This is a genomic window from Sessilibacter sp. MAH1 (genome assembly GCF_054658315.1).
Genome location: NZ_BAAGIC010000011.1, coordinates 110,319 through 134,476, shown reverse-complemented (window position 1 = coordinate 134,476; position 24,158 = coordinate 110,319). Strand labels below are relative to the sequence as shown.

The window sequence follows — 24,158 nt, the reverse complement described above, 5'->3', positions numbered from 1 at the left end:
GAACTTATGTTTTTATAGAACAATGATAGTACAGGTGTAATTTTTCGTATTTTGTAGACTCAATAAAAAAGATTTATCCCTGTTTTACACTGTTCTCTTTAGCAGGTGACGCTCAAAACTGGAACTTTCGCACAATCAATCAGTCCCTCTGGCACTACGAGTGTTGATATAATGGCGACTTTGTCCGTCAAATACTGAAATACCTTAAAAGCGTCAACATGCTTATGAGGACAGTAAAACACCAGCCAGCGTTCAATGTGGTACTTTAGTTTTTATGTTAAATCAGAATTCATTATTTGCTCTTAAAGATTGGCTGAATAAAAGTATTATTGGTCAACCTCATTTAATCGACCGTTTATTAATTGCGTTATTGGCTGACGGTCATTTATTAGTAGAAGGAGCTCCGGGACTTGCTAAGACCAAGGCAATCAAAACCTTATCTGAAGGATTAGAAGCGAGTTTTCATCGAATTCAATTCACTCCCGATTTATTACCCTCCGACGTTACCGGCACTGACATATACCGTCCTGAAAACGGTACCTTTGAATTTCAAAGCGGTCCTATTTTTCACAACCTAGTGTTGGCTGATGAAATTAACCGTGCACCGGCCAAAGTGCAGTCATCACTGTTAGAGGCAATGGCTGAACGCCAAGTGAGCGTGGGTAAAACGACCTATCCTCTGCCAGAGTTATTTTTGGTAATGGCAACCCAAAACCCGGTTGAACAAGAGGGTACTTATCCTCTTCCAGAAGCGCAACTTGATCGATTTCTTCTGCACGTCAATGTCGACTATCCGAACGCCGCTTCTGAGAAAAAAATTCTGCAACTCGCCAGAAGCGAAGCCAAACACGAAAATCTTGAAAAACCAACGCCTATTAGCCAAGAAGAATTATTCGCTGCTCGCAAAGAGGTGTTATCTGTGCACATGGCCGACAGTATTGAAGACTATATTGTTAATCTCACCTGTGCGACACGACGCCCCGCCGCGGTTGATATTGATCTCGCCAACTGGGTGGAATTTGGTGTTAGCCCACGCGGCACTATTGCCCTAGATCGCTGTGCCAGAGCCAATGCATGGTTGAACAGTCGAGACTATGTTAGCCCTGAAGACGTACATGCCGTTATTCACGATGTATTTCGCCATCGCCTAATTTTAAGTTTTGAATCAGAAGCCAGCGGTATTAATACCGATGAGGTTATTGATCATCTATTAGAGCTGATTGCCATCGCGTAATCGCCTACGACAATTTTCTAACAACAAACGTAATAGCGAAGTTATTTTGAGCGCGAGACAAGATTTTATACCTACCGGCGCCTATTCTGATTTACAAGCGCTATTGAATACTCGTTTTTTAGTTTCTGGTTTGAAATTGAAACTCGTCGGCCCGAGCAAAGGTATTGTCAACGGCCCTATTCGCACGCGTTTTCGTGGTCGAGGCATGGAATTCGAAGAAGTTCGAATCTACCAACCCGGTGACGATATTCGTACCATCGATTGGCGAGTGACTGCGCGTACCCGGGTTCCCCACACCAAACTTTTTACGGAAGAACGAGAACGTCCTGTTGTTATTCTGGTTGATCAGCGTTCGAATATGTTCTTTGGTAGCCAGGTGTGTTTTAAGTCGGTATACGCTTCTACATTGGGCGCCATGCTGGGCTGGATTGGACTTTCACAAAATGATCGCATCGGTGCGCTCGTCTTTAACGATAATGAGCAGTGTGACGTTAGGCCAAAGCGCGGCAAACACGCTCAACTAGAATTAGTGCACAGACTCAACGAGTTTAATCACAAACTGACGTCGCCAATTGCGCCTTCAGGCAGTCTTTCACTCTCAAACATGTTCAAAGAAACGCTAAGAATTGCACGACCTGGTTCGTTAGTGTTGATTATCAGCGACTTCCACGACTTTTCTGCGGAATGTGAGCAACAGCTAGGCAGTATTTCTCGTCACAGCGACATTACACTGTTTCATACCTTCGATCCTATCGAAACTCACTGGCCAGAGTCGGAATTAGTAGTCAGCGATGGCAAACAGAAAATGCGTGTTAGCGGTCGAGACAACGCATTCCAAAAGCAATACGAAGCTCAATTTAGAAATAACAAATCTAAGTTAACCCACTTTGCAAATAAGCATGCTATTCCCTTGGTTTCTATGGATATCACCACAGATCCTGCATCAGTGCTGCGAAGTATTTATTCGGGAAGAAAATAGTCTGAACAAAATTCAAACACCTAGATCTTAAATTGTGTTTAAACCTGGGTTTGCGGCAAATGCTTACATTGCAACGTGAACTTAACAAAAACAACGGTAATTTTTATATTTTTCAAGCGCTCATTGAAGATATCGCCACAAAAGCATAGAGCAATAAAAGGAAATACTGAGTACCCACTCTTATCATGGATACACAAAAACCAATCGCACCGACTCTAGACAATCTAACGCAAAATGCGCCTGTGGCTGCGCCTCAAACAGGTCTAGAACAATTAAACGACATTTTAGTCCCACAGACAGTCACGACCTATGTCATTACTCCAGGTTTGGTGATTTGCGCGGTTGCCATAGCCATTATGGTAATGGCTGCGTATTTGTTTTACCGAAAACATAAAAAGTCTAATGCCTATAAAAGTATTGCTATTGTCGAACTGCGCCAATGGATGAGCGAACAATCGCCCGACGCTACCATTAACAGTTCACAATTGAGTTATCTGAACGGATTGCTAAAACGAGTAGCAATGTCTCAAGAGGGTCGCCGAAAAGTAGCATCTTTATACGGCGCTAAATGGCAGGATTATTTGACTAGCACCGGTAATCTACCAGAACCTATTGCCGTAGTTCTAAGCGAAAACCAATACCAAAATAACCATTCAGAACACAAACTCAACGAACTTTGTGTGAGCGTCGAAAAATGGATTAAAAATTATCGACCACCAAAAGAGCTGGCGTCATCTAAAACTGTGCAGTCCGAATCCGCCGAGGTCAGCCATGCTTGAATTTTCTTGGCCTTGGGTGTTTGTTTTATTACCGCTACCGATTGTTGTGCGCTTTTTATTGCCCAAGGCACGGCAGCAACAATCTGCTTTGCTAGTACCATTCTTTGCGAACCTAGCGCCTATGGCAGAAACCCAAACCGCTCTCACTCAAACAAAATACGCAAAAATTGCGTGTTTAACCCTTATTTGGCTTGCAATGGTATGCTCAGCCGCCAAACCACAATGGTTGGGCCAACCCATTACCCTGCCAATATCTGGACGTGACCTACTACTGGCGGTGGATATTTCTGGCAGTATGGATACCCGAGACATGCAAGTGAGCGGGCAAACCTTAGACCGTTTAACTGTGGTGAAATACGTCGTTGGCGACTTCGTGGAAAGACGCAGTCAAGATCGTTTGGGCCTAATCCTATTTGGTACCAACGCCTACCTCCAAGCACCGCTAACCTTTGATCGCAATACGGTAAACACACTGCTGCAAGAAGCCCAGTTAGGTTTCGCTGGAGAAAAAACCGCCATCGGCGAGGCAATTGGTCTTGCTATTAAACGACTACAAGATCGTCCAGAGTCCTCTCGCGTTGTTATTTTATTGACCGACGGCGCCAACACCGCCGGTGCGGTAACGCCGTTGCAAGCCGCCGAGCTTGCTCAACAAGCCAAAGTTAAGGTCTACACCATCGGTGTGGGCGCCGAAGAAGTTACTATGCGTAGCTTATTTGATCCGCGCGGCCGCTCTTTTAATCCATCGAGAGATCTCGACGAAGAAACCTTAACTCAAATTGCCGAGATGACCGGTGGCAAGTATTTCCGAGCGAAGAACCCTCAGGAATTAATTCAAATTTACGAAACGCTCGACGAGCTAGAGCCTATTGAGCAAGACCCAGAAACCTACCGCCCTGTGCAAACATTATTTTACTGGCCTTTGCTCTGCGCTCTTATCATCAGTGTCATTTGGTCGTTGGTATTTTTGGTAATGAATCGCCAGAACTTAAGTTTTCGGTCACCCAGCAACCACGCCCATAACAATGCTTCACCAATAAATGCCCAACAAAAAAGTCGTGTTAAATCGCAAAACGCGGTTTAACCCAACCTATTACGCCCAAATATGCATTGATAATTTATGGTAAATCAATACTCAAACTTGAACAAAAACGTCAAATGATCAGCGAATTTCATTTTGTACGCCCCTATTGGTTGTTTGCACTTGTACCCTTGATCGTGATTGCGGTACTGATTGCTAACGCTCGAGTGAATCAATCGGATTGGAAAAAGTTTATCAATCCTAATTTGCTTAACCATCTACTCGAAGTTCAAGGCCAAAGCCAAGGTCGTTGGCCCTATTACGCCCTGCTCGTTATCTGGCTGACGGCAACGATTGCAGGTGCAGGCCCTACCTGGCAAAAAATTCCCCAGCCAACACTCAAAAAAGACCACTCACTGGTCATTCTTTGGGATATGTCACCGTCCATGCTTGCCGAAGATTTAAAACCCTCTCGGTTAGATCGTTCACGCTTCAAGTTGATTGATCTATTGCACACACGCAAAGAAGGCCAAACGGGTTTGGTGGTGTACGCCGGGGAGTCCTACGTTGTTACGCCTATGTCCGACGATACCAGTACCATCACCAGTCAGCTTTCTGCCTTAGAACCCGGACTCATGCCAATTCGCGGTAGTAATACCGAAATGGCCATCGAAGATGCTCTTAAATTGTTTCGCGACTCCGGTGTCGTAGCCGGTGATATTTTATTGATTACCGACGGTGTTGTGCCTTTAGCTGCTCAAACGGTTTCGAATCTTTTAGAATCAACGCCTCATCGATTATCGGTTTTGGGCGTAGGCACGCCAGAAGGTGCACCGGTGCCGTTTGGCGATGAATTTGCTCAAGACCAAAATGGTCAGGTGATTATCGATAAGCTCGATGTCTCAACACTTGAGACACTTGCCCACGAGAATTCCGGCATTTATGCAAGTTTGTCATCGAACTCAAGCGATATTGATCGCCTGTCAGCATTTTTTAACAACGAGCGCGATTTCAACGGAGACGCAGTGTTAAACGAAGATCGTGAATTCGACAGCTGGTACGAATTTGGCCCATGGGCAGTGTTATGCCTACTACCGTTGGTCGCGGTATCCTTCCGTCGCGGTTGGCTATTCGCCTTTGCAATGGTCATGAGTTCGACACTTTTTGTATCTGCATCCAATCCTGCTCAGGCCGCGTCTTGGAAAGACTTATGGTCTACAAAAGACCAACAAGCAAAAGCATTACTTGATGAAGGTAATGCCGAACAAGCCGCCGAACTGTTTAAAGATCAACAGTGGAAAGCGGTTGCAAATTATCGCAGCGAAAACTTTGAGAACGCCGCCGGTTTATTCAATGGTGACGATGCAGTATCTCATTACAACCGTGGTAACGCCCTAGCAAAAGCAGGGAAATTGGATGAAGCCATCGCTCAATACGATGAAGCACTTAAAATCGATCCAGATTTAACGGTTGCCCAAGAAAACAAAGAAATAGTCGAAAACTTAAAGCGACAACAGCAGCAATCCCAACAATCAGACCAAAACTCCGATCAAAATCAACAGAACAATCAAGATCAGCAAAACCAAGACTCTCAAAACCAAGACTCCCAAAGCCAAGAGTCACAAAATCAAGATTCTCAGAATCAGCAAGCAAACTCAGATCAACAACAGCAAGACGCCTCACAACAAGATTCACAGCAGCAAGATCAACAACAAGCCCAAAACGAGCAGCAAGAGCAAGAATCCAAGGAACAATCCGAACAACAGCAACAAGCTGCCAATGAAGAACAAAGTGACGAGCAGTCTGGCGAAGATGGTGAACAGGAGAGTGTAGCGGAGGTTTCTGAAGGCGATTTATCGGAAGAACAACAACAAGCTCTGGAACAATGGTTGAAACAAATTCCTGACGATCCGTCTGGTTTATTGCGTCGCAAGTTTCAACATGAATATCGGAAACGCGCTCAACAGTATCGTGCCGGACAGTGGCAGCCGCCAAGCAACAATGCGGCTTCAAGACTGTAATCATCAAAAAAAGTCAAACAAGCTCATTTCTTAACGCTTTATTTGAGGCTTTAATACAGAAAAAATAAGGCGAACAAACTTAAAAGTCGTGTAATTCACGGAAAAATACAGACGCATTTACGAGTAACGAAACCTATAGCGGCTGTGAGCGTCAAACCGCTCAGCATTTAGTTTAAGGATTTAACCAGTTCCACATGAATAATCGTCCATTAATATCCACACATGCTTTCTACTGGTTACTGCTATCGCTGGCCTTGTACGCCCTACTCCCTCTACAACTTGCGCACGCACAATCCGTAGAAGCGACGGTTGATCGAAACAGCATCAACCTTGATGAAACCCTGGTTCTTAGAATTCGCCAATCAAATACTACCAATGTCAAACAACCCGACCTTACAAATCTTGAAAAAAATTTCGAGGTACTGTCACAAAGCCAAACAAATCAGTTCATTTCAACCAATGGCCGCACAGAAAGCTCTTTAGAATGGACATTTATTATTGCACCTATTCGAACTGGAACATTGTTAATTCCATCGTTTGAATTGGATGGTCAATACACAACTCCCATCGAAATTAGGGTCAATAAACCCGAGAGCTTAAACATTGAAAAAGGTGAATTAAAAGACGTATTCCTAGAAATGGAAGTGTCTTCTGACAAGGTTTATGTGCAAGAACAATTGCTGGTTACCGTTCGCCTAAATACCAACCTACCCATTTCTAGTCTAGATCGCGGCGATATCGATTTACCAAACACTAAAACCGTTTTAGTCAGCGAAGAGAATCGTCTGCGCACCATTAATGGCAACCAATATTCTGTCGCCGAATGGGTTTATGCCGTTTATCCGCAGCAATCTGGCACCATAGAAATTCCAACATTAAATTGGCAGGTCGGAATTGGCTCCCGTTCGGTGTTTTCAAGAAGTTTCAGAAACCCAAATTCCGTACGCAGATTAACCGTAGAAGGCAAAACCATTGAGGTAGAAGCAAAACCAGACTCTTTCACCGGCACTATGTGGTTGCCCGCCAAGCAAATAGCACTCACAGAAAGTTGGAACGGTGATCTCACCAGTGTTAAACAAGGCGAGCCAATTACTCGCTCAATTATTGTTACCGCTGACGGCCTAACGGCTTCGCAGTTACCTGAAATTACTATCGAATACCCTGATAACTTAAATCACTACCCAGAACCGTTAAAATCGGAAGAACAAAAAACAAAGCAAGGTGTAACAACCATTATGAGCCAACGCCAAGCTGTCTTGGCTACTCAACCTGGTATTTACACATTGCCCGAGGTAAAAGTCAGTTGGTGGAATACCATAGACGACCGCGAAGAATCGGCCATTATTCCCGAGCGGTTAGTAAAGGTATTAGCGGCAGAAAATAGCATCGATAATACCTCGATTACCGATACCGAGAATAACAACCCAGACGAGACAGACAATGCAGAACCGAAAACCCCGACCACTAAATCTAAATCGGGATTAAGTATTTGGTTATTAGCGAGCAATCTAGCTACGGCTTTAATTGCTTTATTTTTTGCTTATCTTTGGTTTAAACGTCAACAACAAGGTACCACCCCAACTGATCAAGCATCACCCAAAGTTGAAAACTCAGTACCCTTAAAAACCCTCGTAAATGATATTTCCTTTGCCTGTGATGCGAACAATCATTTAGGCGTACGCAAGCTATTGCTGCAATGGGCAAAAAACAAATGGAGTACTGGACCTTATACTTTAGAACGCATTAAAAATAATTTGATCAGTGACGAGGCTAAACAAAGTATCGACTCACTGAACGCGCTACTTTTTAGTGACAATAAAGATCAAAAAAGAACGTCTTACGATGCACTTATCAAAGATTTAAAGATTTTAAGTAGCACTCAAAAAACTAAAGAAATGCCAAACAAACTGGCGCCCTTAAACCCTGTTTAATAAAACCTCTAAAAAATTATCGTCTTTACCACGTAAAAAAGCCGTTTTAAAAAACGGCTTTTTTATTATAGGAACCGCTGATTAGCCCGTCCCTAATTTAATCAGAGAACAGAAATTGAAAATACAATTTCCGGTTTCATCACAACGTCAATCACTTACCGTTCTTGAAATTGGTAACACATCCTTGTGCCGTAAGAAACTCCAGGTTAATCAGAGTTGCTTACAGATTTATTTTTGGTGTTATGGCCGTGACTCAACTTTAGGCGAGTTAGAGTTATCACCTGTTACACTCGACCAATCTAAACGAATATCAAACGCAGCTCGATATTCTGGTTCCAATGGTTCAATTTCGGTATCAATACTGCGATAAACATTGACCGCAGGCTTTATATTCGCATCACGGCCGTAAATATAATCTTGATCATCCACAATCGTCTTGTAAGCTTTATTCAAAGCGCGAGCACGCTCTGGTGATGGCGTAATTAATTCATACACATCGCGTACTGCCGCCAACGATGATTCATCAAGCTGACCGTGTTTAAAGTATCGAGCATCAATTTCTTCATTTTCACGAAATTCATTACCACCACCAACGCGCTCTAAATAGTCAAAATTAGCCGATTTATCGCTGCCAAACATGGGTACATTAGGCATACCTTTTAAATTTAGATAACCCCAACCTTTGGCGCCATCAATTTTACGAGCAAAGGCAAAGGTCTGGTCGATGGTAGAGCCAATAGTCGTGTGGCAGCCCATACAGAAAAAGTTTTCTTCAAATTTTTGTTGACGAAGCTCCCCGTTTTTATCTTCAATAAAACCGATTAACTGCCAACCAAATTTATTATCCAAACCTTTTTCGCCAAGACTTGCATAACGCGGCAAGTTGCCTTCAAGTTTATCTTTTTGTTCTTCGGCGTAAAATGCACCTAAGGTCGATTTACGATGCTCTTCGGTTTTTACCATGTAGCGAACTTCTTTCATTCGCGGCGGCGTGTAAATTTCACCATTTTCACGCACACCTACATAGCGAATGGTGTGTAAAAACTCTGTGTAACGTGGATACAAAAAAGACTTTACTTGAACATCTGAAGCGCCACCCAAATAATTACTTGGACGTTTTAATGTTGTTGTTTTCGATAATCGACCATCGCCATTTAAATCAAACCCAACGGTGTTTTCGTCGATTTCTGGAATTGTCAGCTCGGTAAAATTTTTAATCGCTGCCTCAACAATGGTTAAATTGAGCAGATAAATATCGCGATCAAATTCACCTTGTTGATTTTTCTGAAAATTTTCAGCCAAACGAATCATCACATCATCGGTAGCGCCATTGGTCGGCCAAAAAGTACTGGGCAATGGCATATAATTAAAAGCAACCCAACCACTACCATCTTTAGCAAAACCTTGGTCATCAAAGGCAGCTTCACTTAATTGCAGATTTTTTAAATCGGGATACCAAGCATCCCAACCTTGTGCCATTAAGCGATCCGCTAAACTCGAATAATTATCGTAATTTACGTACTCATCGATTTCGGCATCGGAGATTTTTGCCATACGCTCGGTGCGATCTTCAAAAAGATTCAGCCAATGATTGGTTGTACCCAAATCCGAAAATCCGTAATCGTCTTGTAATTCGCCATCGCCCATGCGATTGGCGCGGCCTTGATTGCGCGGCGTAAATTGATGACAGGTATAACAGGGGTTAAAATGGCCTTCGGTTTTGGTGTAACACTGGGGAGGAATCACCGCCTCGCGATTAAACATATCTGATTGACTGCTGACCGAAGACGCCAATAATTGTTGAACAAAGTCAGGATCTTGTTTTAGTACTTCTTCAACATGTGTTTCTGTCTTTTTGAGATCAACGGCTTTGAGATTAATAGCGGCGGTTTTTTCACTGTTATCAACGGCCGAGGCTTGAACATCTAAGTTAGATTCTTGCTTACTGCAAGCCGTTAAAACCGTAACCAGCGCAACCAACACCGGCCACTTCGATAAATTTGTACCAATCATTACACAACTCCCCCAATCAACGCTGAAGCAAAAACCTGCTTAAACAGCCAATAATTATCACTGGTGTATTCTTTTATTGGCCAAGCACAGTAAAGGAGAATTGTTACAATTTGCAGATAGATTCATAAATTAGACGCGAATTTGTCATAATTTATGATCTTAAATAAATGAGACAATAGCGATAAATTAAATACTTCTAATCATTGGAAGCTCTTTAACTTACAATTTTAAACTATAGGAAGCTCTGATTAACCCAGAGTTTACAGCGACACAAAGAAGCGTCGTCAATTTCAAAAATTCCATGTGATTGAAATTATGAAAAACTGGTATTCGGCTTTCAACTTCTGCCTTCTGATTAAATCCTAGATAAGTTAATCAGAGGTTTTTATAAAAAATTTTAATCCTTACGATCAATAAAAGATGTATTAATAGCTTTAGGAGCATCAATAACTTCTACGAATTTATTTTTATAATTAGACCCTATAACGGATATTTTTTGTGCATTAATTATTACAATTCGCATTATAACAGAGTCACTCTTTTGCACTGAACGATAGTATAGAGACATAGGTATTTTTATAGGAAACTCTGATTAACCTAGAGTTTCTCGCGACACAAGGATGTGTCGCCAATTTCAAGAACTGTAAGTGACTGAAATTGTGAAGAAATTGGAAATCGCATTTTCAATTTCTGTCCTCTGATTAAATCATGGATGAGTTAATCAGAGGTTCCTATAGTATCTAACATCACTTTTTTTAATTCTTCAAGGCTCAATTCGATCAAATATAAATTCATTATTTTGACTAAAAACTTAAGTTAATTTAACCTTTTAATCTATCAAAATCATGAGGACATCCAGTGTATTCCCATCCCATATCTTCAAAAGTCTGCTCAATATCATAATAATGGCTTTCTGGGAAATCCCGAGCATTTGGTTGACCATAAACGATATAATAAGCATATTCTGGCCTTTCACAACCAGGTAAAAAACCCAATTTTTCTAGATCTTCAATAACCTTTTTACGTCGCATTTTCGCTATAACTATATGCTCGCCGTCAGCAATAAAACCATTTGGGTTTTCATCTATCTCATTTTGACTCATAAAGTATTGATTATCTAAAAGTAACATGTCGTGAAAATCATCTACTTTTTCAGATTCAACATTATATTTTTCATCAATTGTAAAAAGAACACCTGGTGACATAAAGAACTTCCTAGCTATTAATTACAAATTCAGCTTCATTAATGTGACAAGCCACTAAAAATTTATCTAAAACATTGATCAAGTTAAAAATTTAGATATTACAAGACTTCAAAATAGAATTATTATTACAGTTAATCAAATTTAGATGATTTTCTCCAAAACAAACCAAGAAAGATAAAGGAGTATCACGTTGAAGCAAATTATCCTTCAAGATTCCGTAGGTATTTCAGGAAACAATTCTAATACCGATATAAAGACAGTTCAGGCAGCAATAAACGAACTTTTAGACCTAATTCCACCTACACAAAAGTTGGCAGTAGACGGAACCTTAGGTAAAAACCCTGAAAAATCTAAAACAGTAGCCGCAATCAAACAATTTCAAAAACTAGTGGTAAAAATGGCTGCACCAGATGGTCGTATTGATGCCAACGGTAAATCGCATAAATTACTAAATCAAAAACTTGCAGCTCGCAGTAAAACAATAGTAGGTTCACAACTACCTAAATTAAACGGAAAACTGGATATAGATGAAGAAGCTTATAGAAAAGCAGCAAACTTAATCGGCTGTGAAGTTGCAGCCATAAAGGCAGTTGCCGATGTTGAGGCATCTGGTAGCGGCTTTTTCTCATCTAAACAACCTAAAATATTATTTGAAGCTCATATTTTTTCTAGACAAACTAAACGTATCTATGACAAATCGCACCCACATATTTCATCTAAACGCTGGAATCGAGCACTCTATGCCGGAGATGAAAAAGAATATCCTCGATTGAAAGAGGCAATGAACCTTGACCGAAACGCAGCAATTAAATCAGCATCATGGGGTAAGTTTCAGATAATGGGGTTCAATTACAAAAATGCCGGTTCTAATAACTTAGAATTGTTCTTAACAGATATGTTCGAATCTGAAAGTAAGCAACTGAACGCCTTTGTTGCTTTTCTAAAAAGCCAAAAATTAGACGTGCCACTTAAAAATTTAGAATGGGCCAAGTTTGCACGCGGATATAATGGAGAGCAATATCAAAAAAACAAATACGATGAAAAATTAAACAAAGCCTACCTTAAGTACTCGAATTCAAAGTAATCCAAAATGAAAAAAATTATTTTAATTACCTCAATTCTATTTTCAGTTTCCGCTTGCTCTAGTGAGGTATTAGACCAAAGCGTAACTCAGAACAATACAACAGCTACAACCTCTTCGACGAATGCACAAATCGAAACATGTACAACAACTGCAACAATTTTTAACTGTAACTCAAATAGTGATCGATATTATCTGTGTATAAGCTCTGATGTCGGTTACATTTTTACAAACTTAAACGGCAATCAATCTAAAATTCTCTTCACAACTGATCAAAAATCAGATTTTGAATTTTCCAACTACCACCGTTTTAAGGTTAACCAAAATTCGTTGAGTTTTAGCAGTAAATATAAAAAGTTTGAGTTGTTTGATTATTACGATGAAGAGTCTCAACCGCCGGAGTCTGAGATTGGTATTGTGATTTCGGATTTAAAGGGAAATATTGAGGAAGAGATTTCTTGCGAGGCAGATTCGGTCAGTAATCTGGTTGAATTCGAATAATAAACTCTGATTAACCTAGAGTTTCTAGCGACACAAAGACATGTCGCCAATTTCAAGAACGGTAAGTGATTGAAATTGTGAAGAAATTGGAAATCGCATTTTAAATTTCTGCCTTCTAATTAAATCAGAGTTTCTTTTCTAAAAAAGGGCCTCAATTGAGACCCTTTTTTTGTTTAGCAATTCATTAAAATTGTGTTCACACTTATAAATCGCCAACGGTTGATGATTCGGCAAGTGGTCCTTCGAAGCCGAACAGTGCCGCAGAATTGCTGTGCAGGGTTGCTTCGTTGTTGGTACCAAAGCTTGAGAAATCAACGTTGGTGCTAAAGCCTTCGATGATCAACAGGTCGTCGGTGTCGTTACCGTCTAACAATGCTTCACCGTTTGCGTGTTGCAGTGACAGGTAAGCACGAGTGCCGTCTTGTGAAAAGCTAAAGCCTGTTGGCTCTGCGCCTTGAACCGCAATCGACAACATGCGTACACAGCCGTCGGTTTTTATATCGCGGTCGTCACCATCAGGCAAACACGCCCAAACGTCGCCATCGCTATCGTCTTCAATAACGTAGGCTATGCCGGTAACAGGTTGGAAGGCAAAGTTATCCGGAGCATTGAAGTCTTCGTCGCCTTCAACGAAACGATTCACCGAAACTGTCAAATCGCTACTGGCTGTTAACGGTGCCGAATCGATTCCACAAATAACCTCACCCACCTGACCGGAACCAGTTCGACCAGTGTTGGTCCAGCAGAAGCGAACTGCGTCTGGGTTAGTTGCATCAACGAACATCGGATCACGGTGCATGTCTTCTGGGCGGTAGTAGCCGGTGGCACCACGACCATTCGCTTGCACGCGTGCGTTAGCGGCGTCTACTTCAATCCAAGAGGCGTTACCCACTTCACAACCTTGGCCTGCTTGCTGACGGCTGCTTTGACAACTTACTTGCATTGCATAGGTACTACCGGCAACAAATGGTGAGTCGTTTAGGTTGGTGATTTGCGTATCGAGTGTACGTGGCGTCGCTGGTACAAACTTAAAGATCGCACCACCGTCGGTGTCGCTATTAACTAACAATGCCGAACCGTCGTCTTCGCCAGCAATGGTGCCGTCGGCTAAGAAGAATTGGTCGTAAGAACCTGGACGCAACTCATCACCACCCACAACCACACCGCTGTCGAGTACGAAGAGACCTTCCCAGGCCATGGTTGGCATTGCGGTACGTTTAACCACTAGGTTGCTTGCTTCTACCGAGGTAGGTACGCCGTTAGCGTCACCCTGTTCAATAGTTGCCGCCATTCCTGCATCGCCACGTTCAACAATGACTACGTTGGTGGTGGTTAATGGATCAAGAATTTCATAGGCCGCGCCATCGGCACTTTCTTCGGTAGCAAGCACGGTGCCCCAAGGTGTGGTACGAATACCGTCGCAGCGATCCATACCACGTGCAATGGTTTCAACAACACCAGTGGTTAGATTAACGCGCTGTACGCTCGGTTTGTATTTATTGGCGGTGCCATCATCAACAATACCGCGTGACTCTTCGATACAACCAATTAAATGGGTTGGATTATTTAACGGATAAAGATCGTGCTGATCCCACCATTCTGAGGCGGTGCGCGTTAAGAAGGTCGCCGACAATCCACCTGCTAAAGAGACATAAGCAGAGGCATCTTCACCGTTACCAAAACCGTTGCTCAGATCAGCGCCGTTAAGTGCGGTTGTGATATCGGCTTGGCGATCAACTGTGTTAGCGTTTGATGCTGTAATTGGTGTACCAAACCCAAATAGCGCTTGAGAGTTTTGCTCCGCCAGACTGGTAATGTCAGCTGCAATTGCAGTTGGTGCGCTAAAACCGGTAATGCGAACAATATCGTCGGTGCGATAGTTATTCACCAGTGGGAAAGCGTTATCGGAAGAATGCTGGATAGACACCCAAGCTTCGGTACCGTCGGCATTAAAACCAAAACCGGTTGGTTCGGCAGAGGTATCATTTAACGACAGAACACGAACACAACCGTCTGAGGTTAAACCTTGGTCGTCACCGTCCGGCAAACAGGCCCAAACATCGCCGTGTTGGTTGTCTTCAATTACATACAAAATGCCAGTGCCCGGTTGGAATGCTAGGTTATCAGGCGCATTAAGTTCGCTGTCGCCTTCAACAAAACGCACCAAAGTCACGTTACGGCCGGAGTCAGCCGGATTTGCATCAGTACCACAAATCACTTCACCGAAGTTGTCTGCACCACGATTGCCGGTGTTAGCAAAACAGAAGCGCACTTCATCGGCATTTTCTGGATTGGAAAAATCAGGGTCTAAATGCAAATCTTCTGGACGATAATAACCCGTCGCACCGGCAAGGTTCGCGTCTTCTCGGGCATTAACCGCAGAAACCGGAACCCAAAGCGCATCGCCAATTTCGCACCCTTGGCCGAACTGCACACCGCCGGTACATTGCACTTGCAACGCGAAGCTACTGCCGGAAACCAGCGGCGAGTTAGCAAGATCGGTAATTTCAGTACCATCAGAAAGATTGGTTGGAATAAATTTGAAAATCGCGCCGCCGTCGGTATCGCTACCAAAACTTACCGCAGTAGCGCCGTTATTCAACTCTAATTCATAACTGCCCGGACGCAGTTCATCGCCGCCAACCACCACACCGTTTTCAAGTACGAACAAACCCTCCCAAGCCATGGTTGGCATTGCTGTACGCTTAGCAACCACGCCAGAAGCATCTGCACCCGAAGCGTCGATAATAGTTGCAGCTTCACCGGCGCCACCACGATTAGTTATGGTTATGTTACTGGTAGAAAGCGGATTTAAAATTTCGTACACAGAGCCGTCAACGGTTTCTTCTGTGGCAATCACGGTACCCCAAGGTGTGGCGCGAATACCGTCGCAGCGATCCATACCGCTTAAGATTGTTTCAACGCTACCGTCACTTAAAGAGACACGCTGAACCGCTGGATTACGTTGGCCAGTCGCGGTATCTAGAACCTCAACATTGCCCTCAATACACCAAATTTGATGGGTAGGATTTTCTGCCGGGAACAACGCAAACTGGTCGGCATTGTGCGCGACATTACGCGTTAAAAATTCGGCTTGTAAGCCCGCGGCCAACTCTAAATGTTGCGCGGCCGAATGCAGTGGACTGCGCGAGGCAGTGGCTTGTCCGGCTGGTGTAACGACGTTATCCGCGGCCAAAGTAATAGCAGGAAATGCGTTAAGAATATCTGATGCGCTAGTTCCACCAGAGAACGTTGGCACCACAGAAATAATGGATGGAATTGCGGCATCAATAACGCCATCGGCTGCGTCTAGTGCATACGCCAATAAAATTTCTTCGCGAGAAAAATTCACCGCCGTGTCGCTAGCACCAGTTACCACTGATGCGCCGACACGAACAAATTCACCAAGTTCAGAAGAGGCTTGAGCAAGTAGATCGGAATCCAAACCGGTGATTGGGTTAGAACCTTCTGGCAGATCGCCATCGGTAGCATCAACCACGTTTTGAATCGATGAGTTCAACGCCACTTCGATATCGGCAACCGTGGCATCAGAGGTGGTTTGCGCGATGACCAATTGCGTAATGGCAGAGCTAAATGGGTTGACGTTGATCTGTTGGGTCTGACCAGACTCGGCAACAATGGCAATAGATTCCATGTTGATCGGCAAATCATTGAAGGTCGTATCAATAGCGCCTTCGTTGTCGAAGACTAAAAATACGGCTTGGCCTGCATTTTCTGCCGATAGGTTTAACAAGAAATTTTCACCATCGGCAAGATTGCGATTCTCTAAGGTAGCAATTGGGCTTGCAGCGGCAAGCGCAGCGGCACGAGAGGTGCCGGCAATTTCGGCGGCATCGGCAGCGGCTAGTGCAGCTTCAATGTTGGCGCGATTAAAAACATAAATGCTACCGCCCGCTACCGGGCCATCTTGCACAAAACCTTGCACCGCAACTGCAGCATTGGCTCCGTCTTGGCCATTGGCGCCGTTAGCACCGTCACGTCCGTCGTCGCCATCACAGGCCGCCAACACAAGAGCCGGAAGACCAACCAACAAAGCTTTGCGGATAAAGCTAGAAAGCTTGTTCCTCTCAAACATTCTGTTCTCCTATCGGGATAAGGTATCTGCAAATCACGATCAACTGCTATTTGCTAATTATTTTTTTGAATTAAACAGCACGAGTAATTCTGCGCCAGAGAGTACAAAAGTGAGGTTACGCCACAATGACTTAGTTGTTACGCTTATATGAAAGAAAAATTATAGGAGATATATTTAAAGAAGGGTCAATCAACAATATTTACTGCCAGCAGTATCGGCAATTGCAAGACAACATTTTTTATCTCCAAAATGCCATCGCTGGTTAAATCGAAGAAGAATAAAAAAACCTCCAATTAACGATAAAATTAAATTGGAGGTTTGAAATTTAAAACTCTTAAAAATTACTCAAATAATTTTGATACTTTTATCAGTATCTCATTTTCGAATTACTGAATTTTGATACATTCATAAATAAGTTAATCAAAGGTGTTTAAAGTTTAAAACTGAAAATACGTTAAATTTAAAATCAAACCGTTGGCCGTTACGTTACAAATAAAGCCACCTTCTGTTGAATCACAGCCATCCCAAAAACTGGAAATAAAAGGAATTGCTTCCTCTGGAACTTCTACCACTAAATCAAATGGCGTACCTACAGGAGCAACAACACTGCCTATACATCCGCCTGGATTATCGGCTAAGGTACAAATGAATTCACTCTGCCCATCTATTACAGCAACTAAATCACCCAAACCGATAAAATCACCTAGACCGACATCGTCAAAAAGAACATTGATGGTTGTTACAGAAGGAATATTAGGTGGTACATTTAAAACAGAAAGGTTATCAATGGCGATGTCACCCAAAAAACCACCAGCAGCTTCTGCACGTATGCGCACCTGAATATCACCAATGAATTCCGACAAGTTCACACGCGCGGTAAGCCAAGGATTGGTTTCATCTAATTGTTGTTGACCAGAAACCGACCATACACTTTCAAATAAAGTACCGTTGGCCAAAACATCAACGTGTAAACTGCCAATATCAGCACCATAGGCATGATAATCAAAAACCACATATCGATTTGGAGCCGCAGTTAATACGGGCGATTCTAAAATTGCAGTATTACCCGCAGAATTAGCAGAGCCGGTTGAGGTTTCAAAATAATAATAGGTTCTGCCTGTGGCAGCACGAAATGGACCGGTATTTCCAGAAGACGTCTGTGCTGTTCGTGGTCGCCAATCAATGGTGTCATCTTGCAATTGTGTCCAAACGCCAATTCCATTTTCAAAATTAGTATAAAAATCGTTAGGCAAAGTTATTGCAGAATAAAACTGGTTAGAAACACAACCAAAACAACCTTGACTGAGAGTGAAAGTACCCCCAGCAACATAAATATCTAAGTCACCATCAACATCAAAATCAATAGCATCTATAGTATTCAATTCAAATGCATCACGGTCTGGATCTATCAATTGTTGAGTGAAAAGCGGTAAACCTTCACCATCATTTAACCAAAGCGTTGGACTGCCAAAACTATTTGAAATAGTCGCAATATCAACATCACCATCCGAATCGAAATCTTCTAATTCAACATCATAAGCATTAGAACTGAATCTGTTTGGTAGGCTTGCCACCTGCACAAAATTACCAAGCGCTTGTGGATCATTGATATAAACGTTGGTCACACCGTCGGCACCGATAACAATATCCATTAAGCCGTCGTCGTTGAAATCTTCAGCTTCGCCCGAAAAACCCGCGCTAAAAGAGGTACTTTTTACTTCGGTAAATGCTGGAAGACTTTCGCCAGAATTAAGATACAGCTTTGATGGGCCATTTTCATTCACGACAAATAAATCTTGATGTCCATCATTATTGGCGTCAATAAAAAATACATCGTGAGATGAAACGCCATGATAGGCAACAATTTCAGGAATGCTAGTATTGAAGGTACCATCGCCATTATTTAACAACACATTGGCGCGGCCAGTGCCACTGTCAAAACAAAAACCCAAAACGGTTTGACCGATAGCAAAATCCAAAAAACCATCTTTATTGACATCAACAACATCAATATCAATGGGACAAAATGTTGTTTCTAGTTGATAACTCGGGCTTGATAACGAAAACCACGGTGCTTGCCTTAGATTTAAGTAAACCGATACCTGACGAATATCACCGTCGAACTCGGCTCGAATTAAATCCACATAGCCGTCATTATTTAAATCGGCTAAATCAGCATCAAAGGTACTGAGGCTCGCACCTTCATTAAGAAACTGCTCAGTAAAACCACTACCGTCGCTATTATTAAAGCGAATACTCGGGTTAGGAGCGTCAAATAACGTAGAGTTAGCATCAAATATATCGAGATAACCGTCAAGGTTAATATCGCCTATTGCAGCGTCTCCTGTTGCCTCATTATTTCTACCCAAGAACCCTGAAAGCTCACCACCACCACTATTTATTCGTGTCTCTTCTGTATAGGCAACTTGCGCCGTTGCTATTGAGGAAACTCCAGAACACAGCAATACAAAACTTACACCCAAGGTTTTTTTCATTTTTCATCCCGCCTCATTAGAAGTTACTAATGATAGTACCAAGCAAAAATTGAAAAATGTTTTTCGAATAAATTAAATCGCGGACTAATTCACAAACTCGAATATTAAGTGTTAAAAAATCATCATGTAACAGACTTTTAAATTATAAAAAAGCCAACATTAACACGATTAAAAAATTAGACATTTAATAATTAAGGATTACACAAAAAAGAAGAAGATATTCTTTATAAAAAAATATCTTTAAACAAAGACAGAAAGGATTATTTAATTATAGATAAGTAACCACTCAGACCAGAATAATATTTATTTTTTCAAATCCATCAAGACTCCATACCTTCCACAAAAATTGTCGTACGATTTCTACCACCTCGTTTTGACGCATAAAGTGCTGCATCTGCGCATTTAATCCAATCCGTGTGACATTCTTGTTGAGAGGATATTTCTGCGATTCCGAGGCTAATAGTGAATCGAATTTTATGATCATCAACTTCGATTAAAAGTTCTGAAATATTTTTTCGTAATCGCTCAGCGAAATAATACGCTTTTTCTGCATCGACACCGACAAGAATTACCCCAAACTCTTCACCACCGTAACGACCAGCCACATCGATATCACGTTTACTGTTTAACAATTCCTGCGCCACCGATTTAATGACAACATCACCGGGATGATGACCGTAGGTATCGTTCACTTTTTTAAAATGATCTATATCAAACATTATCAAGCTAGCCATTTCATTGTGGCGAGCATGTCTTTTGAATTCTTGCAGAAGACAATTTTCCCAATGAGATCGATTGTATAACCTAGTCATTTGATCGGTGATGCTAATTTCTTCGAGGGTTTTATTGGCCTTTTTTAAAGCCATTCGGTTTACAGCAATATCGGTTACATCGTAAACAACAATAGCAACATGAGAAGTTTCGCCGGATACCGATTTTAAGGGCAGTAGCGTTGTGTATTGATACATAAAATCGGCGGTACTGGTGATAGGACGATAATTTTTAAATTTAAAAACGTAAGGTCGCTCCTCCCAAATGGTGTAGGCACGGTTATCCAACAAAAACACTGAATCAATTTTGTGTTGAAACCAATCTTTTTGTATTTCTGGAAAAATATCAAATAGCGGACGATTACTAACATCTTGAGCGAGCTTGCCACTGTGATTTTCCATAAAGCTATTCCAAACGCAAATTCGGTAATCTTTATCAACCACCACAAGGCCTACATCGATGGTCTGGAGGATGTACATCATCCAGTGCCAATTTTCCATGCCTTCAGGCATATTTTTATCTTGTTTCATCGGTAATATTTATTCGTCGCTTAAAACGTAAGATAAACGTGAGTTGATAGACGCCATCGATTCCGCGGTAAACAGCAGCAATACATCGCAAATAATGTCGTGACTTTCGATAACGTAAGTAACTTCAATGGTGAGTGTTTTTGTCCACTTTCCGGTATTTGCTGAAATTAAATTACTAATGCTGGAGTGACGTCCTAAAACGGTTGGATAACCCTGACTGAACGACAAATCTAATTGCTCACCTAATCCATTTAGAATAGCGCCTAATAATGCGCCAGATAAATCGGTTAAGACTTCAATTTGTACCGATTCTGATTCACCGGGTTGCTTCATTAATTCGGCCATATTAGCGAAAGAACTGTCGCTGAATAACAGTAATGCTTCACCGGCAATACCTCGACTAATAAACCCCTGACACACAGCCGACACAGAATCATCATCGGCAAAGGCAAGTGCCATCAATAACTCACTGGCCTCAAGCATAGCAACTTTAGGAATGGGTAGACTTACAAACTCGCCGGTTAATCGTGCTAATAAATCTCCGGCCCGGCCCATGGCTACGTTGGTAATTTCTTGATAGCAGTCGAAAATTTCTGCTTGATCGGCAAGACTTAAACTGTCTTTTTTGGCGGTTTTAACGGTAGATGATTTTGACTCTTCCGGCTTTTTAGAAACATTAAGAGCAGCTTTTGGCGCCAACTTGTAGAGCTTATGGTCTAACAGTACTTTCTCAATTTGATCAGGAGTAGACGGCTTACGGATAAAATCCAATGCTCCTAGCTCCATAACCCGTCGTCTGGCCTCCTCTTGAATATCGCCAGACACCACTATCACATCGACGGTGATACATTGCTTTTTAATTTCGGCGAGGGTTCCAAAACCGTCGAGCTCCGGCATGGTTAAATCTAAAAATAGAATGTCACCCAAGCCGTCGTGCATTAAATCAAGAGCTTGTAAGCCATTTTCAGCAAAGTCGATCGACACCTCCCATTCTTTTGGCAAGCAGCGCGCCAGCTGTTTTCTCGCCATGTTAGAGTCGTCACAGATAATGACTGATACGGTCATAGGTTATGTAAAATCATCGTCGAAATTTAATACGGTAAATAGGGATATTCGACTCAATCTTTAATCTCATATTTAACCAAGCCACGCAAAAGTATCCCAATACTTAAATCAGTCTAGTAGATATTTGTAGGTTGACCACGAACTTAAAACACAAATTGTTAATATTTGCGAAACGATATGAAACAAGGGAGGAAGATTCGTTAAATAGTTACTTTAGGAACCTCTGATTAACTCATCCTTGATTTAATCAGAGGGCAGAAATTGAAAATGTGATTTCCAATTTCTTCACAATTTCAATCACTTACAGTTCTTGAAATTGGCGACACATCCTTGTGTCGCGAGAAACTCTAGGTTAATCAGAGTTTCCTTTAGAGAGATTATTAAACGAAGTTTGCGCGTAACAGCAAGAAATTAATCCAGAAATCTTAGCAATAGAAAACTCTGATTAGCACCGAATTTTCAGCAGTAAAAAAGAATTGCCGACTATCTCAAAAACCGTAAGTGATTGAAACTAAAAAAAATAGTACACAGCATTGCGAATTATGCCCTTGGATTAAATCACAAAAGCGTTAATCAGGGTTCCAGCATATGATCAGATATTTGGTAAGTCTCATTAAATTATGAAAACCTTAACCGGTAATGCAGTGCTAGTTAGAACCACCAATAGATGGATAAAAACAAGATAGGCCATGCCACAAATGGGCTGAACAGAGCCCACCAAAACCAGTGTCTTGGAACAAACCCCACTCCATGAATAAAACCGCCGGAAATACCGAGCATACTTAACATCAGTAAACTGTGATTAACTTCGTGGGCTTCTTCGGCAATAAGCTGGGGAACAATCATTGCTACCCCAGCTAATAATATCGCCAATACAAACGATACCAACCGAGCAAATCCGCCATAAAAAAATCGTATAACGTATGACTGATGACCAATTTCTTGGTTATCAGTACCTTGGTTATTAACGGTTTGGTTATCGATTTTTAAACCGCTGTCGGATTCGCTCATACGTTAAACCTAATTTTTTACATCAGAGTCGCGATCTAAGTTTTCGTTAACTTCCAACCAGAGGGCATTGATAATGCCAAAGGAACAAGCCAACAGAACACCTAAAATCCAAGCAAAATACCACATAATATTTACCTGTTTTCTTGCAGTTATTTAAGTTTTCAACCAAGTGAGTGGCACTCATTTCGAAAACTTAATGTTGTGTATTGGTGTATGTTTGTATTCTGGTTAATTCATCAACCCATTAACCAGAAAATTCTTACCCAAAAAAGTTGTACTCAAAGCTAGTAGGTACCAAATTTGTTGTCTTCAACAAACTTGGTTGAAACACGACCCCACATTTTGTAGTAACCCCACAAGGTGTAACTCAACACAATTGGCACAAAAATAATGGCCACCCAAAGCATAATGTTGAGCGTTTTTTGGCTTGAGACAACATCCCACATAGTCAAACTTACCGACGGATTAATGCTTGAAGGCATAATAAACGGAAAGAGACTAAACGCAGCGGTTAAGATAATTCCAGCAATAGCAATAGAGCTAAACGTAAAGGCAAAGCCCGGTTTATTCAGTTTTGATAAAAATGCAGTCGCTAATAAAGAAACTAGAGCGATTACAGGCGCAAGCATAAACAGCGGATATTTACCGTAATTAGCAAACCATCCAGACTCGACCTCAACCACGGTTTTCTGCAAAGGCGTTACCACACCGGCGGTCGTTTTAATATCGACGATATCCATACCGGGCATAAAGTAAACCCAGATACCCGCCAATATAAACAACACAAATGTAGCAAGAGCGGTAATTTGCGCTACCGATCGAGAACGCAAATAAACATCGTCTTCGGTTCGCATTTGCAAAAATACAGCGCCGTGCATTGCTAACATAATAACGCTGACCAATCCGCATAAAATAGCGAAAGGACTTAATAACTGCCAAAAAGAACCTTCGTAATAAGAGCGTAAATCGGCATCAATGGTAAACGGTAATCCTAAAAATAAATTACCAAAGGCAACACCAAACACTAACGCTGGAATTGCACTACCTGCGGTTAATAACCAGTCCCAATTGTTTCGCCAGCGAGCCGTTTCAATTTTTGATCGATACTCAAATCCTACTGGACGGAAAAAGAGCGCGAATAAGACCAACAATAACGCCCAATAAAGTCCACTAAAGGCAACGGCATAAACAATTGGCCAGGCAGCGAAAATTGCACCACCGGCGGTAATAAACCAAACTTGGTTACCGTCCCAGTGCGGGCCAACGGTATTTAGCATGACTCGGCGTTCGTTATCGGTTTTACCAACAATTTTTAGCAGGCTTAAAACGCCCATATCAAAACCGTCGGTAACCGCAAAACCAATCAATAAAACACCCACCAACAGCCACCAAATTATTTTTAATAACTCATAATCAAACATGGCT

At 41.9% G+C, this 24,158-nt stretch carries 17 protein-coding genes; 8 read left to right on the top strand and 9 right to left on the bottom strand.

Annotated elements, in window-relative coordinates:
* Positions 1-274 precede the first annotated feature (274 nt).
* The 6 genes from ACYQ28_RS12330 to ACYQ28_RS12305 all read left to right on the top strand — a co-directional run bounded on the left by ACYQ28_RS12330 (position 275) and on the right by ACYQ28_RS12305 (position 7,965).
* Positions 275-1,234 (top strand): AAA family ATPase, encoded by a 960-nt coding sequence (locus ACYQ28_RS12330; RefSeq protein WP_460050654.1) that lies wholly within the window; start codon positions 275-277, stop codon positions 1,232-1,234.
* A gap of 46 nt (positions 1,235-1,280) precedes the next feature.
* Positions 1,281-2,213 (top strand): DUF58 domain-containing protein, encoded by a 933-nt coding sequence (locus ACYQ28_RS12325; protein ID WP_460050652.1) that lies wholly within the window; start codon positions 1,281-1,283, stop codon positions 2,211-2,213.
* Positions 2,214-2,398: 185 nt separating this feature from the next.
* Positions 2,399-2,992 carry a DUF4381 domain-containing protein gene (locus ACYQ28_RS12320; RefSeq protein WP_460050650.1) on the top strand — a complete coding sequence of 198 codons (594 nt, stop codon included), beginning with the start codon at positions 2,399-2,401 and terminating at the stop codon, positions 2,990-2,992.
* Positions 2,985-4,076, top strand: a complete 1,092-nt coding sequence (locus ACYQ28_RS12315; protein ID WP_460050646.1) for a vWA domain-containing protein — start codon at positions 2,985-2,987, stop codon at positions 4,074-4,076. Before ACYQ28_RS12320 ends, ACYQ28_RS12315 begins: the two co-directional genes overlap by 8 nt.
* A 74-nt stretch (positions 4,077-4,150) precedes the next feature.
* On the top strand, positions 4,151-6,034 hold the full coding sequence (locus ACYQ28_RS12310) for a VWA domain-containing protein (protein ID WP_460050644.1): 1,884 nt from the start codon (positions 4,151-4,153) through the stop codon (positions 6,032-6,034).
* Positions 6,035-6,228: 194 nt separating this feature from the next.
* Positions 6,229-7,965, top strand: a complete 1,737-nt coding sequence (locus ACYQ28_RS12305) for a BatD family protein (protein ID WP_460050642.1) — start codon at positions 6,229-6,231, stop codon at positions 7,963-7,965.
* A 240-nt stretch (positions 7,966-8,205) separates the two neighbouring features.
* Here the strand turns inward: ACYQ28_RS12305 and ACYQ28_RS12300 are convergent, their stop codons facing one another.
* Both ACYQ28_RS12300 and ACYQ28_RS12295 read right to left on the bottom strand, forming a co-directional pair.
* Positions 8,206-9,978 carry a hypothetical protein gene (locus ACYQ28_RS12300; RefSeq protein ID WP_460050640.1) on the bottom strand — a complete coding sequence of 591 codons (1,773 nt, stop codon included), beginning with the start codon at positions 9,976-9,978 and terminating at the stop codon, positions 8,206-8,208.
* Positions 9,979-10,799: 821 nt separating this feature from the next.
* Positions 10,800-11,183, bottom strand: a complete 384-nt coding sequence (locus ACYQ28_RS12295; protein WP_460050639.1) for a hypothetical protein — start codon at positions 11,181-11,183, stop codon at positions 10,800-10,802.
* A gap of 190 nt (positions 11,184-11,373) precedes the next feature.
* On the opposite strand from ACYQ28_RS12295, the gene ACYQ28_RS12290 reads away from it, so the two are divergent.
* Positions 11,374-12,267, top strand: coding sequence for an N-acetylmuramidase family protein (locus ACYQ28_RS12290; RefSeq protein WP_460050637.1), 894 nt, complete (start codon positions 11,374-11,376; stop codon positions 12,265-12,267).
* 6 nt (positions 12,268-12,273) lie between these two features.
* Positions 12,274-12,765, top strand: a complete 492-nt coding sequence (locus ACYQ28_RS12285) for a hypothetical protein (RefSeq protein ID WP_460050635.1) — start codon at positions 12,274-12,276, stop codon at positions 12,763-12,765.
* A gap of 202 nt (positions 12,766-12,967) precedes the next feature.
* Here the strand turns inward: ACYQ28_RS12285 and ACYQ28_RS12280 are convergent, their stop codons facing one another.
* The 7 genes from ACYQ28_RS12280 to cydB all read right to left on the bottom strand — a co-directional run bounded on the left by ACYQ28_RS12280 (position 12,968) and on the right by cydB (position 24,154).
* Positions 12,968-16,861, bottom strand: coding sequence for an alkaline phosphatase PhoX (locus ACYQ28_RS12280; protein ID WP_460050633.1), 3,894 nt, complete (start codon positions 16,859-16,861; stop codon positions 12,968-12,970).
* Between the two features lie 437 nt (positions 16,862-17,298).
* Positions 17,299-19,356 carry an FG-GAP-like repeat-containing protein gene (locus tag ACYQ28_RS12275; RefSeq protein ID WP_460050631.1) on the bottom strand — a complete coding sequence of 686 codons (2,058 nt, stop codon included), beginning with the start codon at positions 19,354-19,356 and terminating at the stop codon, positions 17,299-17,301.
* Between the two features lie 320 nt (positions 19,357-19,676).
* Entirely contained in the window at positions 19,677-20,657 is a 981-nt protein-coding gene (locus ACYQ28_RS12270; RefSeq protein ID WP_460050629.1) for a GGDEF domain-containing protein, read from the bottom strand.
* Positions 20,658-20,666: 9 nt separating this feature from the next.
* The gene (locus tag ACYQ28_RS12265) at positions 20,667-21,722 is read right to left on the bottom strand and encodes a response regulator (RefSeq protein ID WP_460050627.1); all 1,056 of its coding nucleotides are present in this window, start codon (positions 21,720-21,722) and stop codon (positions 20,667-20,669) included.
* Between the two features lie 651 nt (positions 21,723-22,373).
* Positions 22,374-22,733 (bottom strand): cyd operon YbgE family protein, encoded by a 360-nt coding sequence (locus tag ACYQ28_RS12260; protein WP_460050625.1) that lies wholly within the window; start codon positions 22,731-22,733, stop codon positions 22,374-22,376.
* Positions 22,734-22,742: 9 nt separating this feature from the next.
* Positions 22,743-22,859, bottom strand: coding sequence for a cytochrome bd-I oxidase subunit CydX (cydX, locus tag ACYQ28_RS12255; protein WP_460050623.1), 117 nt, complete (start codon positions 22,857-22,859; stop codon positions 22,743-22,745).
* 158 nt (positions 22,860-23,017) lie between these two features.
* Positions 23,018-24,154: a cytochrome d ubiquinol oxidase subunit II gene (cydB, locus tag ACYQ28_RS12250; RefSeq protein WP_460050621.1), complete on the bottom strand. Its 1,137-nt coding sequence runs from the start codon at positions 24,152-24,154 to the stop codon at positions 23,018-23,020.
* Positions 24,155-24,158 lie beyond the last annotated feature (4 nt).

Excerpts from the sequence above, each read along its gene's own strand:
- ACYQ28_RS12285 (WP_460050635.1), top strand. The coding sequence starts at position 12,274 with ATGAAAAAAATTATTTTAATTACCTCAATTCTATTTTCAGTTTCCGCT.
- cydB (WP_460050621.1), bottom strand. The coding sequence starts at position 24,154 with ATGTTTGATTATGAGTTATTAAAAATAATTTGGTGGCTGTTGGTGGGT.
- ACYQ28_RS12300 (WP_460050640.1), bottom strand. The coding sequence starts at position 9,978 with ATGATTGGTACAAATTTATCGAAGTGGCCGGTGTTGGTTGCGCTGGTT.
- cydX (WP_460050623.1), bottom strand. The coding sequence starts at position 22,859 with ATGTGGTATTTTGCTTGGATTTTAGGTGTTCTGTTGGCTTGTTCCTTT.
- ACYQ28_RS12265 (WP_460050627.1), bottom strand. The coding sequence starts at position 21,722 with ATGACCGTATCAGTCATTATCTGTGACGACTCTAACATGGCGAGAAAA.
- ACYQ28_RS12310 (WP_460050644.1), top strand. The coding sequence starts at position 4,151 with ATGATCAGCGAATTTCATTTTGTACGCCCCTATTGGTTGTTTGCACTT.
- ACYQ28_RS12295 (WP_460050639.1), bottom strand. The coding sequence starts at position 11,183 with ATGTCACCAGGTGTTCTTTTTACAATTGATGAAAAATATAATGTTGAA.
- ACYQ28_RS12320 (WP_460050650.1), top strand. The coding sequence starts at position 2,399 with ATGGATACACAAAAACCAATCGCACCGACTCTAGACAATCTAACGCAA.
- ACYQ28_RS12280 (WP_460050633.1), bottom strand. The coding sequence starts at position 16,861 with ATGTTTGAGAGGAACAAGCTTTCTAGCTTTATCCGCAAAGCTTTGTTG.
- ACYQ28_RS12330 (WP_460050654.1), top strand. The coding sequence starts at position 275 with ATGTTAAATCAGAATTCATTATTTGCTCTTAAAGATTGGCTGAATAAA.
- ACYQ28_RS12270 (WP_460050629.1), bottom strand. The coding sequence starts at position 20,657 with ATGAAACAAGATAAAAATATGCCTGAAGGCATGGAAAATTGGCACTGG.
- ACYQ28_RS12305 (WP_460050642.1), top strand. The coding sequence starts at position 6,229 with ATGAATAATCGTCCATTAATATCCACACATGCTTTCTACTGGTTACTG.
- ACYQ28_RS12260 (WP_460050625.1), bottom strand. The coding sequence starts at position 22,733 with ATGAGCGAATCCGACAGCGGTTTAAAAATCGATAACCAAACCGTTAAT.
- ACYQ28_RS12275 (WP_460050631.1), bottom strand. The coding sequence starts at position 19,356 with ATGAAAAAAACCTTGGGTGTAAGTTTTGTATTGCTGTGTTCTGGAGTT.
- ACYQ28_RS12315 (WP_460050646.1), top strand. The coding sequence starts at position 2,985 with ATGCTTGAATTTTCTTGGCCTTGGGTGTTTGTTTTATTACCGCTACCG.